General features: G+C 64.8%; 12 protein-coding genes and 1 pseudogene. 7 read left to right on the top strand and 6 right to left on the bottom strand.

All coding sequences use genetic code 11. The features are described 5' to 3' along the window. The first annotated feature begins 5 nt into the window (after window positions 1-5). A complete protein-coding gene (locus ACVWW6_RS05375) occupies window positions 6-1,046 on the top strand; it encodes an aliphatic amidase (RefSeq protein ID WP_304550283.1) in 1,041 nt (346 codons plus the stop codon). Between the two features lie 183 nt (window positions 1,047-1,229). Here the strand turns inward: ACVWW6_RS05375 and ACVWW6_RS05370 are convergent, their stop codons facing one another. The 4 genes from ACVWW6_RS05370 to ACVWW6_RS05355 form a co-directional block, all read right to left on the bottom strand. After that, window positions 1,230-2,051: an MlaD family protein gene (locus ACVWW6_RS05370; RefSeq protein WP_271557130.1), complete on the bottom strand. Its 822-nt coding sequence runs from the start codon at window positions 2,049-2,051 to the stop codon at window positions 1,230-1,232. A 174-nt stretch (window positions 2,052-2,225) separates the two neighbouring features. Then, window positions 2,226-4,445: an acetate--CoA ligase family protein gene (locus ACVWW6_RS05365; RefSeq protein WP_456680297.1), complete on the bottom strand. Its 2,220-nt coding sequence runs from the start codon at window positions 4,443-4,445 to the stop codon at window positions 2,226-2,228. Between the two features lie 114 nt (window positions 4,446-4,559). Beyond that, window positions 4,560-5,129, bottom strand: coding sequence for a class GN sortase (locus ACVWW6_RS05360; RefSeq protein WP_456680296.1), 570 nt, complete (start codon window positions 5,127-5,129; stop codon window positions 4,560-4,562). A gap of 178 nt (window positions 5,130-5,307) precedes the next feature. After that, window positions 5,308-7,572 (bottom strand): marine proteobacterial sortase target protein, encoded by a 2,265-nt coding sequence (locus ACVWW6_RS05355; RefSeq protein WP_456680295.1) that lies wholly within the window; start codon window positions 7,570-7,572, stop codon window positions 5,308-5,310. 184 nt (window positions 7,573-7,756) lie between these two features. Here ACVWW6_RS05355 and ACVWW6_RS05350 point away from each other — a divergent pair, with 184 nt between their 5' ends. After that, the gene (locus ACVWW6_RS05350) at window positions 7,757-8,518 is read left to right on the top strand and encodes a helix-turn-helix transcriptional regulator (RefSeq protein ID WP_456680294.1); all 762 of its coding nucleotides are present in this window, start codon (window positions 7,757-7,759) and stop codon (window positions 8,516-8,518) included. Window positions 8,519-8,608: 90 nt separating this feature from the next. On the opposite strand, the gene ACVWW6_RS05345 is transcribed toward ACVWW6_RS05350, so the two are convergent. Both ACVWW6_RS05345 and ACVWW6_RS05340 read right to left on the bottom strand, forming a co-directional pair. After that, the gene (locus ACVWW6_RS05345; RefSeq protein ID WP_456680293.1) at window positions 8,609-9,832 is read right to left on the bottom strand and encodes an ABC transporter substrate-binding protein; all 1,224 of its coding nucleotides are present in this window, start codon (window positions 9,830-9,832) and stop codon (window positions 8,609-8,611) included. 76 nt (window positions 9,833-9,908) lie between these two features. Then, the gene (locus tag ACVWW6_RS05340; RefSeq protein WP_456680292.1) at window positions 9,909-11,459 is read right to left on the bottom strand and encodes an acyl-CoA synthetase; all 1,551 of its coding nucleotides are present in this window, start codon (window positions 11,457-11,459) and stop codon (window positions 9,909-9,911) included. A 264-nt stretch (window positions 11,460-11,723) separates the two neighbouring features. Here ACVWW6_RS05340 and ACVWW6_RS05335 point away from each other — a divergent pair. The 5 genes and pseudogenes from ACVWW6_RS05335 (at window position 11,724) to ACVWW6_RS05315 (ending at window position 16,900) form a co-directional block, all read left to right on the top strand. Next, window positions 11,724-12,861: pseudogene (locus ACVWW6_RS05335) on the top strand (acyl-CoA dehydrogenase family protein). 118 nt (window positions 12,862-12,979) lie between these two features. Beyond that, window positions 12,980-14,146, top strand: coding sequence for an acyl-CoA dehydrogenase family protein (locus ACVWW6_RS05330; RefSeq protein WP_456680291.1), 1,167 nt, complete (start codon window positions 12,980-12,982; stop codon window positions 14,144-14,146). Further along, the gene (locus ACVWW6_RS05325; protein WP_011083803.1) at window positions 14,143-14,799 is read left to right on the top strand and encodes a glutathione S-transferase family protein; all 657 of its coding nucleotides are present in this window, start codon (window positions 14,143-14,145) and stop codon (window positions 14,797-14,799) included. Before ACVWW6_RS05330 ends, ACVWW6_RS05325 begins: the two co-directional genes overlap by 4 nt. Window positions 14,800-15,013: 214 nt before the next feature. Further along, window positions 15,014-15,814 carry a helix-turn-helix domain-containing protein gene (locus ACVWW6_RS05320; RefSeq protein ID WP_028172655.1) on the top strand — a complete coding sequence of 267 codons (801 nt, stop codon included), beginning with the start codon at window positions 15,014-15,016 and terminating at the stop codon, window positions 15,812-15,814. Window positions 15,815-16,033: 219 nt separating this feature from the next. After that, window positions 16,034-16,900 (top strand): 3-keto-5-aminohexanoate cleavage protein, encoded by an 867-nt coding sequence (locus ACVWW6_RS05315; protein ID WP_456680290.1) that lies wholly within the window; start codon window positions 16,034-16,036, stop codon window positions 16,898-16,900. Window positions 16,901-16,993: the final 93 nt, after the last annotated feature.

Below are 16,993 nucleotides of genomic sequence, written 5' to 3'. Positions count from 1 at the left end.
TCAAAATGCTTCACGGCGACATTTCCAGCAGCAACGACACCGTCGGCGTCGCAGTGGTGAACTACAAGATGCCCCGCCTTCACACCAAGGCCGAGGTGCTCGACAACGCCCGCAAGATCGCCGACATGGTGGTGGGCATGAAGGTCGGCCTGCCCGGCATGGACCTCGTGATCTTCCCCGAATACTCCACTCAGGGGATCATGTACGACTCCAAGGAGATGTATGAGACCGCCTCGGCGGTGCCCGGTGAAGAGACCGCGATCTTCGCCGAGGCCTGCCGCAAGGCGAAAGTGTGGGGCGTGTTCTCGCTGACCGGCGAGCGCCACGAGGAGCACCCGCACAAGGCGCCCTACAACACCTTGATCCTGATGAACGACAAGGGCGAGATCGTCCAGAAGTACCGCAAGATCATGCCCTGGGTGCCGATCGAGGGCTGGTATCCCGGCAATTGCACTTATGTCTCCGACGGCCCGAAGGGCCTCAAGGTCAGCCTGATCATCTGCGACGACGGCAACTATCCGGAGATCTGGCGGGACTGCGCCATGAAGGGCGCCGAGCTGATCGTGCGTTGCCAGGGCTACATGTATCCGGCCAAGGAGCAGCAGGTCCTGATTTCCAAGGCCATGGCATGGGCCAACAATGTCTATGTCGCGGTCGCTAATGCCGCCGGCTTCGACGGCGTCTATTCCTACTTCGGTCACTCCGCGATCATAGGTTTCGACGGCCGCACACTCGGCGAGTGCGGCGAAGAGGATTACGGCATCCAGTACGCCCAGCTGTCGAAGCATCTGATCCGCGACGCGCGCCGCAATGGCCAGTCGCAGAACCACCTCTACAAGCTGGTCCACCGTGGTTACACCGGCATGATCAATTCCGGCGAAAGCCCGCGCGGCGTTGCGGCGTGTCCGTATGATTTCTACAAGAACTGGATCAAGGATCCCGAAGGCACGCGCGACATGGTCGAGGCGATGACCCGCTCGACGCCGGGGACCGACGAGTGCCCGATCGAGGGCATCCCCAATGAGGCAGCAGCCAGCAACTACTGAGCTGTCGCGGATGTCGCAGGGTGGGCAAAGCGTTCGCGTGCCCGCCCCTCATCGCGAACCCGCGGACAGGGGCGCCAAGTGTGTTCGCGGCGCAGCGCCAAGCCCCGACTGGCGGGGCAGTTCTACTGTGCATGGGGTTGTTTTCGACGTTTTTGGGGGGAGGGGCGGATCAGCTCGCCACGCCTACCGCTTCTTCTGCTCGGGCTTGCGCGGTGGCCGCGGCGGCACGGGCGTGCCGGCCATCTTGTTGGCGGTCTCGCTGACGTCGAGCAGCGAGCGTCGAATGTCCTCGATGTAGCTCGCCGACTTCTTCCTCATGGTGTCGGTCAGCTCGCGCAGCCCCTGCACCGTTTCGAACAGCTCGTCGGCCCTGCCATCGACGAAGCCCGGCACTACGCCCTCGATCTTCGTGACCGCCTTGTCGAAGCCTGCGAAGGCGCTGTCGACCTTGGCCATGACGGAATCGATTTCGCCGCCCTTGCTCCTGAGGTCGGCGCTGGAGTTCTCGAATGTGCGGAGCCCCTCCTTGATCGCAGGGGCGTTGCTCACGATCGTGCGGTCGACACTGTGCAAGGTGTCGACGATGGATTCGACGTCGCTGAGATCGGCGGTGAGCACGGGAATGCCGTCCGAATCAAGCGGCACCGGCGGTGCGGAAGGCGCGCCGCCGATCAGGGAGACCGCGGCGACGCCGGTGAGACCCTGGAACTCGATTCCCGCCACGGTGTCCTTGCGGATCGGCGCGGAGTTGTCGAGCAACACCAGCGCCACGACCTTGCGGGGATTGTCCAGCTTGATCGACAGGATCTGGCCCGCGAGCACACCGTCGAAATTGACCGGGCCGCCCCGGCGCAGGCCGCTGGCGGAACCGCCTTCGAACACCACGCGCAACTGGCTGCGACTCTGGATGGTGCGCCATTTCTGTACGCCGAGCAGGCCGCCGAACGCCACGGCGATCACCGCCAGCGTCGCCGTCCCGATCACCAGATTGCTCGCGCGTGCCATGCGGGTGCGATTTTACGACCAAAGCAGGGAAGTTGGAAGGAGTCTGAACGACCGCAATGCTAACGCGAGCGGGTTAACGACTTGTCCGCCGTGGCTCGAAGAGCGAAGGCGGAAGTGTAACCCGCCACTGCTCTCCGCCGTGCAAAATGGCGCGCTAGTCCGCCCAACGCGACATCAATGCCCGGCCGCGCGCTTTGCCGCGGCATTGTTCAGCACGATCAGGGCATCGACCGCCACGCCCGTCCTGGTGTTGATCAGGAACGGATTGATGTCGATCGAGGCGATCCGGTCGCCGGCATCCGCGATCAGGTTGGACAGGCCGACCAGCGCCTTCACCGCGGAGGCCTCGTGCAAGGCCGGCTTGCCGCGATAGCCGCGCATCTTGATGCCGGCCTTGGTGCGGCCGATCAGGAGCCGCGCCTCGGCCTCGTCCAGCGGCGCGCCCGCGAGCGCGACGTCCTTCATCAGCTCGATGTCGATGCCGCCGGTGCCGAACAGCACGACCGGACCCATCTCGGCGTCGAGCGAGGCGCCGACCACGAGTTCGAGGTCGGCCTTGACCTGCTGCGCGATCAGGATGCCGTCGAGCCTCGGCTTGCCCTTCAGCCGCTTCACCCGCGCGGTGATATCGGCGAACGCCTTCCTCACCTCGGCCGCATTGCTCAGGTTCAGCACCACGCCGCCGATGTCGGACTTGTGCAGGATCTCGGCGCTGACGACCTTTGCCACGACCGGGAAGCCGATCTGTTTCGCGATCTTCACGGCTTCCGCCGCCGTCTGTGCGGTCGCTTCCTTCGAGGTCGGGATGCCATAGGCCTTCAGCAGCTTCTTCGAGGCCACTTCGTCGAGTGCGGCGCCGTTCGCCGATGTCAGCACCTTTTCCAGCACGGCACGCGCGGCGGGTTTCGAGCTCGAGACGATGTCGGGTACTTCCTTGCGTAGCTTCGCATAGGCGAGCAGTGATTTGATCGCGGTGACCGCGCGATCCATGCCCTGCATGACCGCGAGATGCGGCAGCGATTTGCGCAAGGACTTGGTGAACTCGGTGAAGCCGATCGACATCGCGCTGATGTAGATCACGGGCTTTGAGGCCCGGCTCGCCATCTCGTCGACGATGCGCAGGTTACGCTCGCGCAGCTCGTGCGGCGCCTTCGGCAGCTCGGCATCGATGATGACGATGTCGATATCGGGGTCGTCGATCATCAGCTTGATCGACTTCATGTAGACGGAGGGATCGACGACCGCGGCAAAGCCGGCGTCGAGCGGATTGCCGACGATCGATCCGGGCCCGAGCATCCTCGCCAGCTCCGAGCTGACATGCGGGCTGAGCGGCGCGAAGTTCAAGCCCTCCGCATAGAAGGCGTCGATCAGCATGCCGCGCTTGCCGCCGGACAGCGTGACCGCGGCGAGCCGGTCCCCGTTGGGTACGGCGGCGTGGACGAAGCATTCGGTGGTCTCGATCAATTCGTCGAGCCCGCCGACCCGGATGACACCTTCACGCGTTGCGATTGCGTCGAACGTCTCGATCGAGCCCGCCAGCGCTCCGGTGTGCGCCATCGCCGCGGCGCGGCCGCCCTCGGATGCGCCGAGCTTGAGCGCGATCACGGGCTTGCTCGCCGCGCGCGCCGCCTTGCAGGCGTCGCGAAAGGCCTTGGTGTTGCGCACGCCCTCGAGGTAGACGACGATCACCTTGACGCTCGGATCCTCCGCGAAATAGCGCATCAGGTCCGGCGTCTCGAGCCCGGCCTCGTTGCCGGTCGTGACCATGTAGCCGACGCCGACGCCGCGATCCTCCAGCGCCTGGCGGATCGCCATGACGATGGCGCCGGATTGCCCGGCGATCGCCACCGCGCCCTGTTCCATGGTGACGATGCGGTCGTCGATATTGGTGAAGAGCTTTTCGCCGGCGCTCAAGTTGCCGAGGCAATTCGGGCCGGTGACGGCGAGGCCGGTTTCGCGGATGGCCGCTTGCAGTTCGGCGGCGAGCTTCTGGCTCTCGTCATCCTGCAACTCGCTGAAGCCGGAGGTGACGACGGTGGCCGAGCGCGCGCCGGCCGCGGCGGCATCGCGGATAACCTGCACGGCGAAACGGGCCGGCACCAGCACCAGGACATGATCGGGCTTTTCCGGGAGGGCTGCAAAATCCTTGTAGCAGGGCACACCCCAGATCGTCTCGCGCTTGGCGTTGACCGGATAGAGCCCGCCCTCGAAGCCGTATTTGACCAGATTGTTCCAGATGCGCTCGGCATAATTGCCGGGCTTGTCGGTCGCGCCCACCAGCACGATGTTGTGCGGGTGCAGCATGGCATGGATGCCTTTTACGATGTCGCTGGCGTCGGGCGATGGAGACCATGGGCGCGGAGAGGAGAATGCAGCAGATACGCGAGCTTCCATGGCGTGATCTCACCTGTTGTTCTTCTTGGTGGCGCGTCACTCTGTTCTATGGCGAGTTCTTCGCAGTAGCAACCACATGGTATGCCGTGTGATGGAATGAGCGATGCATCGCTGCTACTCATTCGCTCCCATCAGGACGCCATGCAGGACATAACGTTCGGGACCGGACGTAACGGCGTCGAACGGCCAGCAGGTGGCGAGCACGAGCTCGACATCCTGTGTCGCGGGATCGATGCCCGATGCGTCGAAACGGACAACGGTCGCAGAATCCACGCGATAGCGGAAATGCCTGCCGTCGCGGCGGGTGATCTCGATCACGTCTCCGATCGCGACATTCCGCAAGAAGCGGAAATGCGTATCGCGATGGGCGGCATAGACGGCAACGCCGCGCTCGCCGGCATCGACTGTCCGCTCGATATGGCCGGGTCCGAAAGCAAGTGCCTGGCCGCTCGCGCCGTCCAGCACGATCGCGCTGGCGCCGATCCGCTTCACCTCGATCCGTGCGACCGGCCAGGTGTCGGCCCATGACCACGGCTTGACCACCTCTCCCGTCGCAACGCTTCGGTCGAACGCGCGCTCCAGCAGCACCTGCGCGAGCCAGGCTTTTGCATGGATGTAGGCGCCGTCGCCGAACAAGATGAGGCCGATCAGCGCGAGAACCAGGGGAGAGATGAGGCGGGGCATTGAGTATCTCTTGTTCGTCGTTCCGGGGCTCGCGTAGCGAGAACCCGGAACCTCGAGATTCCGGGTTCGGCTCTACGAGCCGCCCCGGAATGACATTCCCCAAAAAGGCGCGCGCGGCCGTTGGGTAGGGGACGGGCAGCCGCGCGCGCTAACAGAGGAGTTCGGGGAGGCTCCTCTCTCAAGCGGCGTCAGTGAGCAAGGGCTGACGCCGGTTGAACACGAACAGGATCAGGGCGAGCACGATCAGGACCAGACCTCCGATCATCTTCAGCTCGGCTGAGGTGGCGGTCTTGGGCAGGCGGATCGCGTCGGGCGCGGCGGGGGTCGGCCGCCTTGCCGCCGGCTGGTTGCGCGCATCGGCATGGCGTTCGCGCAGCTGCGTCGGCACCAGCTGCGGCCGTTCGCCGAAGATCTTCTCGAAATCCCAGCCGGCCGGCAGATTGATCGGCAATTCGCTGAGCTTGAGCGGTTCGCCTTCGGGGCGGCTCGGCGTCTTGTCGATCGCGACGAGGCTGGTGAGCCGCGTGACGATCTGATGGTCGAGCGCCAGCGCCAGGATCGCCTTGTCGGCCTCTTCCGACGTCATCTCGCGCATCGTGCGCGCCACTTCGGCGTCGCCGATCTTGCGCCTGGCCCAGAGTTTTGACAGGCCCTTGCCTTCGGCGGCATTTTGCAACGGCAGCGTCACCGACCACGGACGGTCGCCGACGCGCCCCTTGATCTCGAGCGAGCCTGCGAGCTTGTCGAGCCTGGCCGCCAGCACCAGGGGCTCGTCGCGATAGACGTCCGGAATGATCGCCGGGGTGACGTCGGCCGTGGCTTCGGAGAACTTTGCGCTGAGGCCGGTCACCGCCGGATTTTCCAGCTTCGCGAACAGGCCGCGCATGCGCTCCTCGACCTGCTCGACAGAGCCGATATGGGTGAAGGCGCCGCGGCCGAGCTCGGAAGCGCGCGTCATCAGATAGGTGTTGGGCGCGGACCCGATGCCGACCATGAACACGCGCGAGCGGCCGCGCATCGCCGTGATCGTCTCGAACAATTGCTGCTCGTTGCCGATCGCGCCGTCGGTCAGGAACACGACCTGGCGAACCATGCCGGTGTCACCGATCTTGTCGGTCAGCGCGGCGCGCATCGCCGGCACCATCTCGGTGCCGCCGCGCGCCTGCAAGGCGCTGACGAACGAGGTCGCTTCGCCGACATGGGCGGCATCCGCCGGCACGGAGGCCGGAAATAGCACGTCCATGGTATCGTCGAAACGGATGACGTTGAAGCGGTCGGCCGGCTGGAGGCGGCCGAGGGCGTAGAGCAGGCTCGCCTTGGCCTGGACGATCGAGGTGCCACCCATCGAGCCCGAATTGTCGATCACGAACACGACCTCGCGCGGCAGCGGCTTCTGCGTTGCCTGCTCGGCGCTCGGCGGCGTGACGAAGGCGAGCAGGTAATCGGCATCGCCGACATGCTCGCGGAACAGGCCGACCGACGGTGCTTTCTGAGCCGCCGGCTTCCACGTCAGTTCGAAATCGCGGTCGGCGGGCACCGCGCCGTCGGCGAGCGTGACGATGCGCGTCGCGTTGTCCGGGCTCTCGATCTTGACGTTATGATGGTGGCTCTTGACCTCGCCGAGCGCAAAGCCGGCCTTCAGACGCACTGTGATGCTGGTCGGGTTAGCGGGCGCATTCCTGACGGGATCCAGCACCGTCGGGGAAATGCGCTCGCGGTCGGGCACGGGATCGGACGTGGCGGCGCCCCAGCCGGAGCCGTCGTTGCGGAAGTCGACGCTCTGCACGATCGGCGCCGGATTGTAGCGCGGCGCGACCACCAGCGGCACGCGGAGCGAATATTCATTGCCGGATTGATGCACCGGCTCCTGATATTCGATCTGCACCAGCACGGTTTCGCCGGGACCGATATTCGCCACCGAGTTGGTGAAGATGTTGGGCCGCTCCTGCTCGGTGAGCGCGGCCTTCTGGCCGGCGCTGCGCGCCTGTTCGTAGATCACGCGCGCCTGTTGCCGCTCCTTGATGTCGCCGACGATGACGCGGTCGCCGACCACCATCTTCAGCGTGTCGACGGCGCCATTGGTCGCGAGCGGATAGACATAGGTGGCCTCGACCCAGTCCTTGGTCGGATTGCGGAACACCTGGGTGACGCGGGTGCGCAGCGTCGGGCCCGATACCGTGATGTCGATATCGATGCCGAGGCGGATCGCTTCGGTGGTGGCGCCATCTTCCTTCAGGAGGAGGGTGCCGGACCTGGCATCGCCGGGCCGGAGCAGGCTGGCCTGTTCGGTCGTTGCCGACCAGCTCGTCCCGAAGCTCACCAGCAGGGCCACGAAGGCGACCAGCATCACCGCGATGCCCTGCGCGAGAAGAAACAATCCGAGCTTGATCAGCCGGCTCAGCATGGGATGTTCGTCGCTGTCGGCTGTGTCGTAGGTATTCATTTGGCCTGCTCCCGAAGGATGTTTGCAGGCTCAGCATCCGCCGGGAGGGCCTGATTTCGCGAGCAGAATGATCGGCAATGTTCCGCCGCGGCCGGCCCGGGCGGGCGGCGGACGGGTGGCCATGTGCGGTTTTGTGCTGGTTTGTCCGCCCTGCTAGAATGGTGCTCCCAAGGCAGGGGTGACGATGCAAACGCAGGGCGACAAGCAGCTTTCGGACGAGCAGAGCCGCGAGATCGCGGAGACCATTCGCGAGGAGCTCGCCAGGCGCCGGATCTCCCGGCAGGCGCTGGCCGAGCAGGCCAAGCTCAGCCTGTCGACGCTGGAGAAGGTGCTCGGCGGCCGCCGGCCGTTCACGCTGGCGACGACGGTCCGGCTGGAGCAGGCGCTGGGTGTGTCCCTACGCAAGAGCGTCGTCGTCGTGGCGCCTGCGGCCGCGAACGATGTCGCGCCCGACAGCCTCGGCTCCTATGCGCATCGCGCGGTGACCTGGCTCGAGGATGTCTACATCACGCTGCGGCCGTCGTTTGGCGACAAGGACGCGATCTTCGCCTACCGCACCGAAATCTTGTGGGAGCCGAAGGTCTCGTCGCTGGTCTTCCGCGAGGGCGATCGGACCGATGCCGCCTATGAGCACACCGGCGAGGTCGCCGTGCCGCATCAGTCCGGCTTCATCTATCTCGTCATCATCAAGCACGGCCAGCATCGCGTGATCACGGTGTCGCGGCCGACGGTCGCCGGCGAGATGTACGGCATCATCTCGACGCTCCGCGCCGGTCCCGGCTCGCAGCTGACGCCGATTGCAGCACCGATCGCCTACGTGCCGCTCAGGAACGTTCCGACGCCGTCCTTGGGCCGGGTCGCGTCCGGCGACGCCAACTATGAGCTGTACCGAAAACACCTGCGCCGCACGGTGGAAGAGCCGTTCGCGCTGTTCTTGCCGGCATAGGTTCACCCTTGGTTCACCCTGGAGATCCGCGGACAAGGAGATGGCGGCCTCGCGGCCGCCATCCCCCATGCACGGACAGTTCGCCGAGAACTAGCCGCTCGGCTCCGCGCTGATGATGGGGCCGAACAGTTCCCACTGGCCGTTCTTGAACCGCCACATCTTGAGCTGTTCGATCGGCGCGAAGTCGGTGGGCGAGGTGTTGATCTTGATCCCCGGGATCAGCGTATCGGGGGCGAAGTCCTTCAGGCTGGCGGCCTGCTTCATCACGTTCTCGCGGGTGAGATTGTCGCCCGCCTGCTTCAGCACCTGCACCATCGTCTGGGCCGCGGCATAGCCGTAGACCAGGTTGGCGTCCGAGATGTTTGCGCCGGGCATGTATTTGTCGATGAAGGCCACGAACTTCTTCATGCCCTCGTCGTCTTTCCATTGCGGATCCGACGCGTCCTTCAGATAACCGGCCGACAGCACGCCCTCGGAGGCTTCGAGGCCGGCGGGCTTCATCACCGCGCCGATGGACACCGAGACATCAGTCATCAGGTGCATCGGCTTCCATTCCAGCTCCGCGATCTTCTTGATGGCTTGCGCCGCGAATTTCGGGGTCGAGATGTTCACGAAGACGTCCGCGCCGGTGCCCTTGAGTTTGACGATGTGTGAATCGATCGATGGCTCCGAGGTCTCGTAGCTCTCTTCGGCCACGATCAGCTTCGATGCCTTGTCGCCGAACACGTCCTTGATGCCGGCGACGTAGTCCTTGCCGAAATCGTCGTTGGCATAGAAGATCGCGACCTTCGCGTCCGGCTTCTCCTTCAGGATGTACTTGGCGAAGATCCGCGCCTCGACCCGGTAGCTCGGCTGGAAGCCCATGGTCCACGGGAAATTCTGCGGGTCGTTCCACTTGCTGGCGCCGGTGGCGAGGAAGAGCTGCGGGATCTTCTTGGCGTTGTGATATTTCTGCACGGCGGTCTGGGTCGGCGTGCCGAGCGCGTTGAACACCAGGAACACTTCGTCGCTCTCGATCAGCTTGCGGACCTGCTCCACGGTCTTGGGCGGCGAGTAGCCGTCATCATAGGAGATCCAGTTGATCTTGCGGCCGTTGATGCCGCCCTGGTCGTTGATCATCTTGAAATAGGCTTCCTCGGTCTTGCCGATGACGCCGTAAGCGGAGGCGGGGCCGGAATAGGCCTCGACATTGCCGATCTTGATCTCGGTGTCGGAGGCGCCGGTATCGTACCTCTTCTGTGCGTAAGCCCCTTGAACCGAGAGCAATGTCAGGGCCGTAGCCGCCGCGAGCAGGACGCGTTTCTTGTTTTTCATGGAAATTCCTTGGGTTTCTTGTGGGTCGGAGCAGGCACTACAAAAGGAAAAAGCGCCCGCGAGAGGGGCGCTTTGGTCAGGCGTTGGCGACTTTCTTGTCGACTTCGGAGGCCGCCGAGAATTCCTTGCGCAAGGTCGGCTTGTGGATCTTGCCGGTGGCGTTGCGCGGCAGCGCATCGACGAAGCGAATTTGGCGTGGGCATTTGAAGCGCGCGAGATTGGCCGCGCAATGTGCGAAGACGTCGGTTTCCGTCAGCCTTTGTCCTGGCTTGACCGCGACGATGGCAAGGCCCACCTCGCCCCATTGCGGATCGGGAATGCCGATGACGGCGGCTTCGGCGATGGCGCCAAGCTGGTGCAGGACGTTCTCGACCTCGGCCGGATAGACGTTCTCGCCGCCCGAGATGTACATGTCCTTCCAGCGGTCGACGATGTAGTAGAAGCCTTCCTCATCGACGCGTGTCGCATCGCCGGTGTGGAGCCAGCCGTCGGTGAAGGAGGATTTGTTCGCCTCCGGCCTGTTCCAGTAGCCGGGCGTGATGTTTGGTCCCTTCACCCAGAGCTCGCCAAGCTCGCCGACATCGGCGTCGCTGCCGTCGGGCCGCACGATCCGCACCTCCGTGTGCAGCACCGGCTTGCCGGCGGAGCCGGCCTTGCGCGCCGCATCCTCGCGGTCGAGCACCAGCACGGCCGGCGAGGTCTCGGTCATGCCATAGCCCTGCTGGAGTGCGACGCCGCGCGCCTCCCAGACCTTCAGCAGCGGCACCGGCATTGGCGCGCCGCCGACACCGCCGACGATCAGCCGGGTAAGGTCGGTCGTTGCGAAGGCGGGATGCTGCGCCATGAACTGGTAGATCGCGGGGACGCCGAAGAACACGTTGATGCCCTGCGCGGGATCGTTGATCAGGCCGAGCGCCGTGCCGGGATCGAAGGCCCGCATGATCATCACGGTGCCGCCGGCATGCAGCACCGGATTGGTGTAGCAATTCAGCCCGCCGGTATGGAACAGCGGCAGCACGGTGAGCAGCACCGAGGACGGTCCGATGCAGGCGGGACCGCCGAGATTGACGCAATTCCAGAACGTCATGCCGTGGGTGATGGTCGCGCCCTTCGGATGACCCGTGGTGCCGGACGTGTACATGATGGTCGAGACGTCATCGAGTGTGACCTCCTCGATCCGGTCGAGCGGCTTTGCGGCGGCGATGCCGGCCTCGTAGGCCCCGCCGGGGCCGAGCAGCAGGCTGGTCGCTACACCGCAGAGCTTGGCGACGCTCAGCGCCGTCTCGGCGAGGTCGGCATCATGGATCATCACCTTCGGCGCGCAATCAGCGGTGATGAACTGGAGTTCGGGAACGGTGAGGCGGGTGTTCAGCGGCACGAAGATCGCACCTAACCGCCCGCAGGCAAACTGCACCTCCAACGTATCGGTCGTGTTCAGCGCCAGCACCGCGACGCGGTCGCCGCGCGAGACCTTCAGCGTGTGACACAGGAACGAGGCGAGACGCGAGACCCTCGCATCCAGCTGCGAATAGGTGAAGCGGCGCTCGCTCGCGAGGTCGATGACCGCGACCTTGCCAGGCGTGCGGCGGCCATGATGGGCGATCCAGTCGTAGTAACGAACGGCCAAAAAACCCTCCCTCGGCGGTCTTGTACCGCCTGTATCCCTATTGCCGTGCACCATGCCCGGCGTGGCCCTGGGGCCAGCCGGAGTTTGTGCGACACGTCTTTTTTGATTTGGAGTTGGCGCGCGAGGGGCGAAAATCGTCTTGCGTTGAGTTGCTAGGTGATGGCCTGCTGAATGGCCTTACCGGGTCAGCCACTCCGCGCAAGTGAGCTGCCCAGGTTCCAGCCATGGTGGATGAGACGAATCCGTCCGCGAGGCGAGAGTGCGATGAAGAACCCGTTCTATACCGCCGAGCACGATGCCTTCCGCGACGTGATGCGCCGCTTTGTCGAGAAGGAGATCTCGCCCTTCGCCCATGAATGGGACGAGGCCGGCGAATTTCCCCGCGCACTCTATCGCAAGGCGGCGGAGATCGGCCTGTTGGGGCTCGCGATTCCCCGAGGAATACGGCGGGATTGCCGCCGACCAGTTCATGAAGATCGTGGCGAGCCAGGAGCTGGCGCAGGCCGGCGCCGGCGGCGTCAGCGCCAGCCTGATGAGCCACACCATCGGCTCGCCGCCGATCGCGCGTGCGGCGCGGCCGGAGGTGAAGGCGCGCGTGCTGCCGCAGGTGCTGGCAGGCGAGAAGATCTCCGCGCTCGCGATCACCGAGCCGGGCGGCGGCTCGGACGTTGCAAACCTTCGCACGCGGGCGCGGCGGGACGGCGATCACTACGTCGTGAGCGGCGAGAAGACCTTCATCACCTCGGGCATGCGCGCCGATTATCTGACCGTCGCCGTGCGTACGGGCGGCGAGGGCGCCGGCGGCGTCAGCCTGCTCCTGATCGCGGGCGACACGCCCGGCCTGTCCAGGACAAAACTGAAGAAGATGGGCTGGTGGGCCTCCGACACCGCGACGCTGCATTTCGACGACTGCCGCGTGCCGGCCGAAAATCTGATCGGCGAGGAGGGCCAGGGCTTCAAGATCATCATGCAGAATTTCAACAGCGAGCGCATGGGTATGGCGGCGGGCTGCACCGCCTTCGCACGCGTCTGCCTCGACGAGGCGATTGCCTACGCCAAGGAACGCAAGACCTTCGGCAAGCCGCTCGCCCAGCATCAGGTCATCAGGCACAAGATCGTCGACATGGCGCAGAAGGTCGCGGCCTCGCAGGCGATGCTGGAGATGCTGGCCTGGCGCCTGGAGCAGGGCGAAAGTCCGGTCGCCGAAATCTGCATGATGAAGAACCAGGCAACGCAGACCATGGCGTTCTGCGCCTCGGAAGCGGTGCAGATCTTCGGCGGCGCCGGCTTCATGCGCGGCATCAAGGCCGAGCGCATCTACCGCGAGGTCAAGGTCAACGCCATCGGCGGCGGTACCGAGGAGATCATGAAGGATCTGGCGTCGCGGCAGATGGGGCTGTGATGCACGCTGTCATTCCGGGGCGGCGCGAAGCGTCGAACCCGGAATCTCGATATTGTAGGACTCATCTCTGGATTCCGGGTTCGCGCTTCGCGCGCCCCGGAATGACGAAGGGAAAGAAATGCTGTTCACCGCCGACCACGACGACATCCGCCGCTCCTTGCAAAAATTCATCGCGAACGAGATCAATCCGCACGTCGACGAATGGGAGAAGGCCGATATCTTCCCCGCGCACGCGCTGTTCAAGAAGATGGGCAGCCTCGGCTTCCTCGGATTGAACAAGCCGGTCGAATTCGGCGGCTCGGGGCTCGACTATTCCTATGCACTGCTGATGGCGGAGGAGCTCGGGGCCATCACCTGCGGCGGCGTGCCCATGGCGATCGGGGTGCAGACCGACATGGCGACGCCGGCGCTGGCGCGGTTCGGCTCCGACGAGGTGCGGCGCGAATTCCTGGCGCCCTCGATTGCGGGTGATTTCGTCGCCTGCATCGGCGTCTCCGAGCCCGGCGCCGGCTCCGACGTCGCCTCGATCAAGACCGGCGCGCGTTCGGACGGCGACGACTACGTCATCAATGGCGGCAAGATGTGGATCACCAACGGCACCCAGGCCGACTGGATCTGCCTGCTCGCCAACACCGGCGACGGGCCCGTTCACCGCAACAAGTCGCTGATCTGCGTGCCCATGAAGGCCAAGGGCGTCACGGTCGCCCGCAAGCTCGACAAGATGGGCATGCGCTCGTCCGACACCGCGCAGATATTCTTCGACAATGTCCGCGTGCCCAAGCGCAACCGGATCGGCGAGGAGGGCAAGGGTTTTACCTACCAGATGATCCAGTTCCAGGAGGAGCGGCTGTGGGGCGCGGCCGCCTGCCTCAAGGCGCACGAATACATCATCAACGAGACCATCGAATACACCCGCAACCGCAAGGCTTTTGGCCAGAGCATCCTCGACAACCAGGTCGTGCACTTCAAGCTCGCGGAGATGCAGACCGAGGTCGAGCTGCTGCGCGCACTGATCTATCGCGCCGGTGAGGCGCTGGTGGCGGGTGAGGACGTGACCAGGCTCGCGACCATGGCCAAGTTGAAGGCCGGCCGGCTCGGCCGGGAGCTCACCGACGCCTGCTTGCAATATTGGGGCGGAATGGGCTTTACCAACGAGACGCCGGTCAGCCGTGCCTATCGCGACAGCCGTCTGACCTCGATCGGCGGCGGCGCCGACGAGGTCATGCTGATGGTCCTGTGCAAGATGATGGGTACGCTGCCCGGCAGCAAAGGGAATGCATCATGATCACGCTCTATCACTGCGATGCCGCACGCTCGTTCCGTCCGCTCTGGATGCTGGAGGAGATGGGGCTGCCGTACGAGTTGAAGATGCTGCCGTTCCCGCCGCGGGTGTTCGCCAAGGAGTATCTCGCGCTCAACCCGCTCGGCACGATTCCCTTCATGATCGACGGCGAGACGAAGATGACGGAGTCCTCGGGCATCTGCCACTACCTCGGCACCAGATACGCCCCGACGCCGCTGATGGTGGACGTCGAGGATCCCGCCTATGGCGCGTTCCTGAACTGGATGTATTTCAGCGATGCCACGTTAACCTTCCCGCAGACGCTGGTGCTCCGCTACACCCAGCTCGAGCCGGAGGAGCGCCGCAATCCGCAGGTTGCCGGCGACTATGCCAAATGGTTCCTGGGCCGGCTGCGCGCCGTTGAGGCAGCGACCGCGAATGCCGAAACCTTGTGCGCCGGCCGCTTCACCGCCGCCGACATCGTGATCGGCTACGCGCTCCGCCTCGCCGACAACATCGGGCTCGCCAAGGATTTCGGGCCAAACGTCGCAGCCTATTGGGCGCGATTGCAGCAGCGCGAGGGCTTCAAGCGCGCCGTTGCTGCGGAGCAGAAGGCTGGAGTCGAGCAGAATGTCGCGCCGCGGGTAAGGGCGTAAGGGACGCTGTCATTCCGGGCCGATGCGAAGCATCGAACTATGGTGCGCCGTTGCGCACCTGAGAATCTCGAGGTTCCGGGTTCGGTCCAACGGACCGCCCCGGAACGACTGCGCATGTTTCCCTGACAGCGCTATCCCTTCGTGACAGCGCTCAAATTTGCGCTAAGGTGATCTTCGTCCGCAGCGGCCAGAGAGCCGCGCGAGGAGGACCCCAATGGAAGATAACGGTCGCGAATCCGACCATCTGATGCTGATCACGCCGGAACGGGTGTTTTATGCCGGCCTGCTCGGCCGCCCACGCAAGCGGACCCCCGGTTGCTGCCATGTCTATGTGGCGGTCAAGGGCAACCTGCACCTGACGATCGACGATGTCCTCGCCACCGGCGAGCTGTTCGTCACCCTGCCGAACCAGCGGCATTCCATTGCCGGCGACTATCGCACTGCAATCAGCGTGACGCTCGAGCCCGAAAGCATGCCGGATGGCGTGATCGAGGCTTTGGCCGAGCGGCTGACCGGACCGGACCGGGCCGTCTATGCGCGCAAGATCCTCGCCGCCTACGCGCTGCTGCGCCAGCGCCGCTACGGCGACATCACCACCGCCGAATTCGACGAGATGTGCTTCGGCGAGGCGCTGCCGCGCCGCGTGCTCGACCCGCGGGTGATGCGCGCGGTCGCGCGCATCGGGCGCTTCTCCGGCGAGCCGGTGACGGCGGATACTTGCGCGGCAGAAGCAGGTCTTTCCGCCTCGCGCTTCCTGCATCTGTTCAAGGAGGAGACCGGCATCTCGTTCCGCTCCTTCCGCGCCTGGAAGCGCGCGCGGCACTTGCTGCATTTCGCCAACCAGGACCTCAACCTCGCCCATCTCGCGCAGGACATCGGCTATCCCGATAGCACGCATTTCAGCCACTCGATCCGCCGCTTCTACGGCTTGAAGCCGCGCGCGATCTTCGTCGGCTCGCGCGATCTTGCGATCTATCGCAGCACCGAGACGGTGAGGCTCGCGGAAGCGAGCTAGGCTCGCTCTCGTAGGGTGGGCAAAGCGAAAGCGTGCCCACCATTTTCGCCGAATACCAAGACGTGGTGGGCACGGCGCAAGAGCGCCTTTGCCCACCCTACGCACCTACAACTCGCTATTTTCCAGCTTCTCCGCGCAAGAAGCCGCATGCCGCGCGTCACATGATCGCAAGCGTTGAATTCTCAACGTGCGAGACATCCAAGTCATGAGCGTCAAGGCATGAGCGACAAGGCCGTCATCACCTGCGCGCTGAACGGCGTGCTCACCGACCCCAAGCAGCACAACGTGCCGGTGACGCCGGAGCAGATGGCGCGCGAGGCCCGGGCTGCGTTCGATGCCGGCGCCAGCATCATGCACATCCATCTGCGTCAGCAGGCGCCCAACAAAGGGCACCTGCCGTCCTGGGAGGTCAGTGTCAGCAAGGAGATCCAGCAGGCGATCCGCGAAGCCTGCCCGGGCGTGATCATCAACCACACCTCGGGCGTGTCGGGGCCGAACTACTCAGGCGCGCTCGACTGCATCCGCGAGACCAGGCCGGAGATCGCCGCCTGCAACGCCGGCTCGCTGAATTATTTGAAGGTGAAAGCCGACAACACCTGGGCCTGGCCGCCGATGATGTTCGACAACGCCGTCGAGAAGGTGAAGGACTATCTCGACGTCATGAACGCGGTCGGCACCATCCCCGAGTTCGAATGCTTCGATGTCGGCATCGTCCGCTGCGTCGGCATGTACACCCAGGTCGGCATGTACAAGGGCCCGCTCGAATATAACTTCGTGATGGGCGTCGCCTCCGGCATGCCGTCGGATCCCGACCTGTTGCCGATCCTGATCAAGCTGAAGCGTCCGGAGGCGCATTGGCAGGTCACGGCGATCGGCCGCGAGGAGATCTGGCCGCTGCACCAGCGCTGCGCCGAGCTCGGCGGTCACCTGCGCACCGGCCTCGAAGACACCTTCTATCTCGCCGACGGCACGAAGGTGACGTCGAACGGCCAGCTGATCGAAGCCGTCGCCGCCTGTGCCCGCCGCGCCGGCCGCGAGATCGCAAGCCCCGCCGAGGCGCGGAAGATCTTTGGGACGAATCGGTAAGCCATACTCCGTCATTCCGGGATGGCCCGAAGGGCCAGGCCCGGAATCCATAACCACGATCGGGAATATGGATTCCGGGCTCGCGCTACGCGC

The organism is Bradyrhizobium sp. USDA 3311, from assembly GCF_054062495.1.
This window is presented reverse-complemented; position numbering and strand designations above follow the sequence as displayed.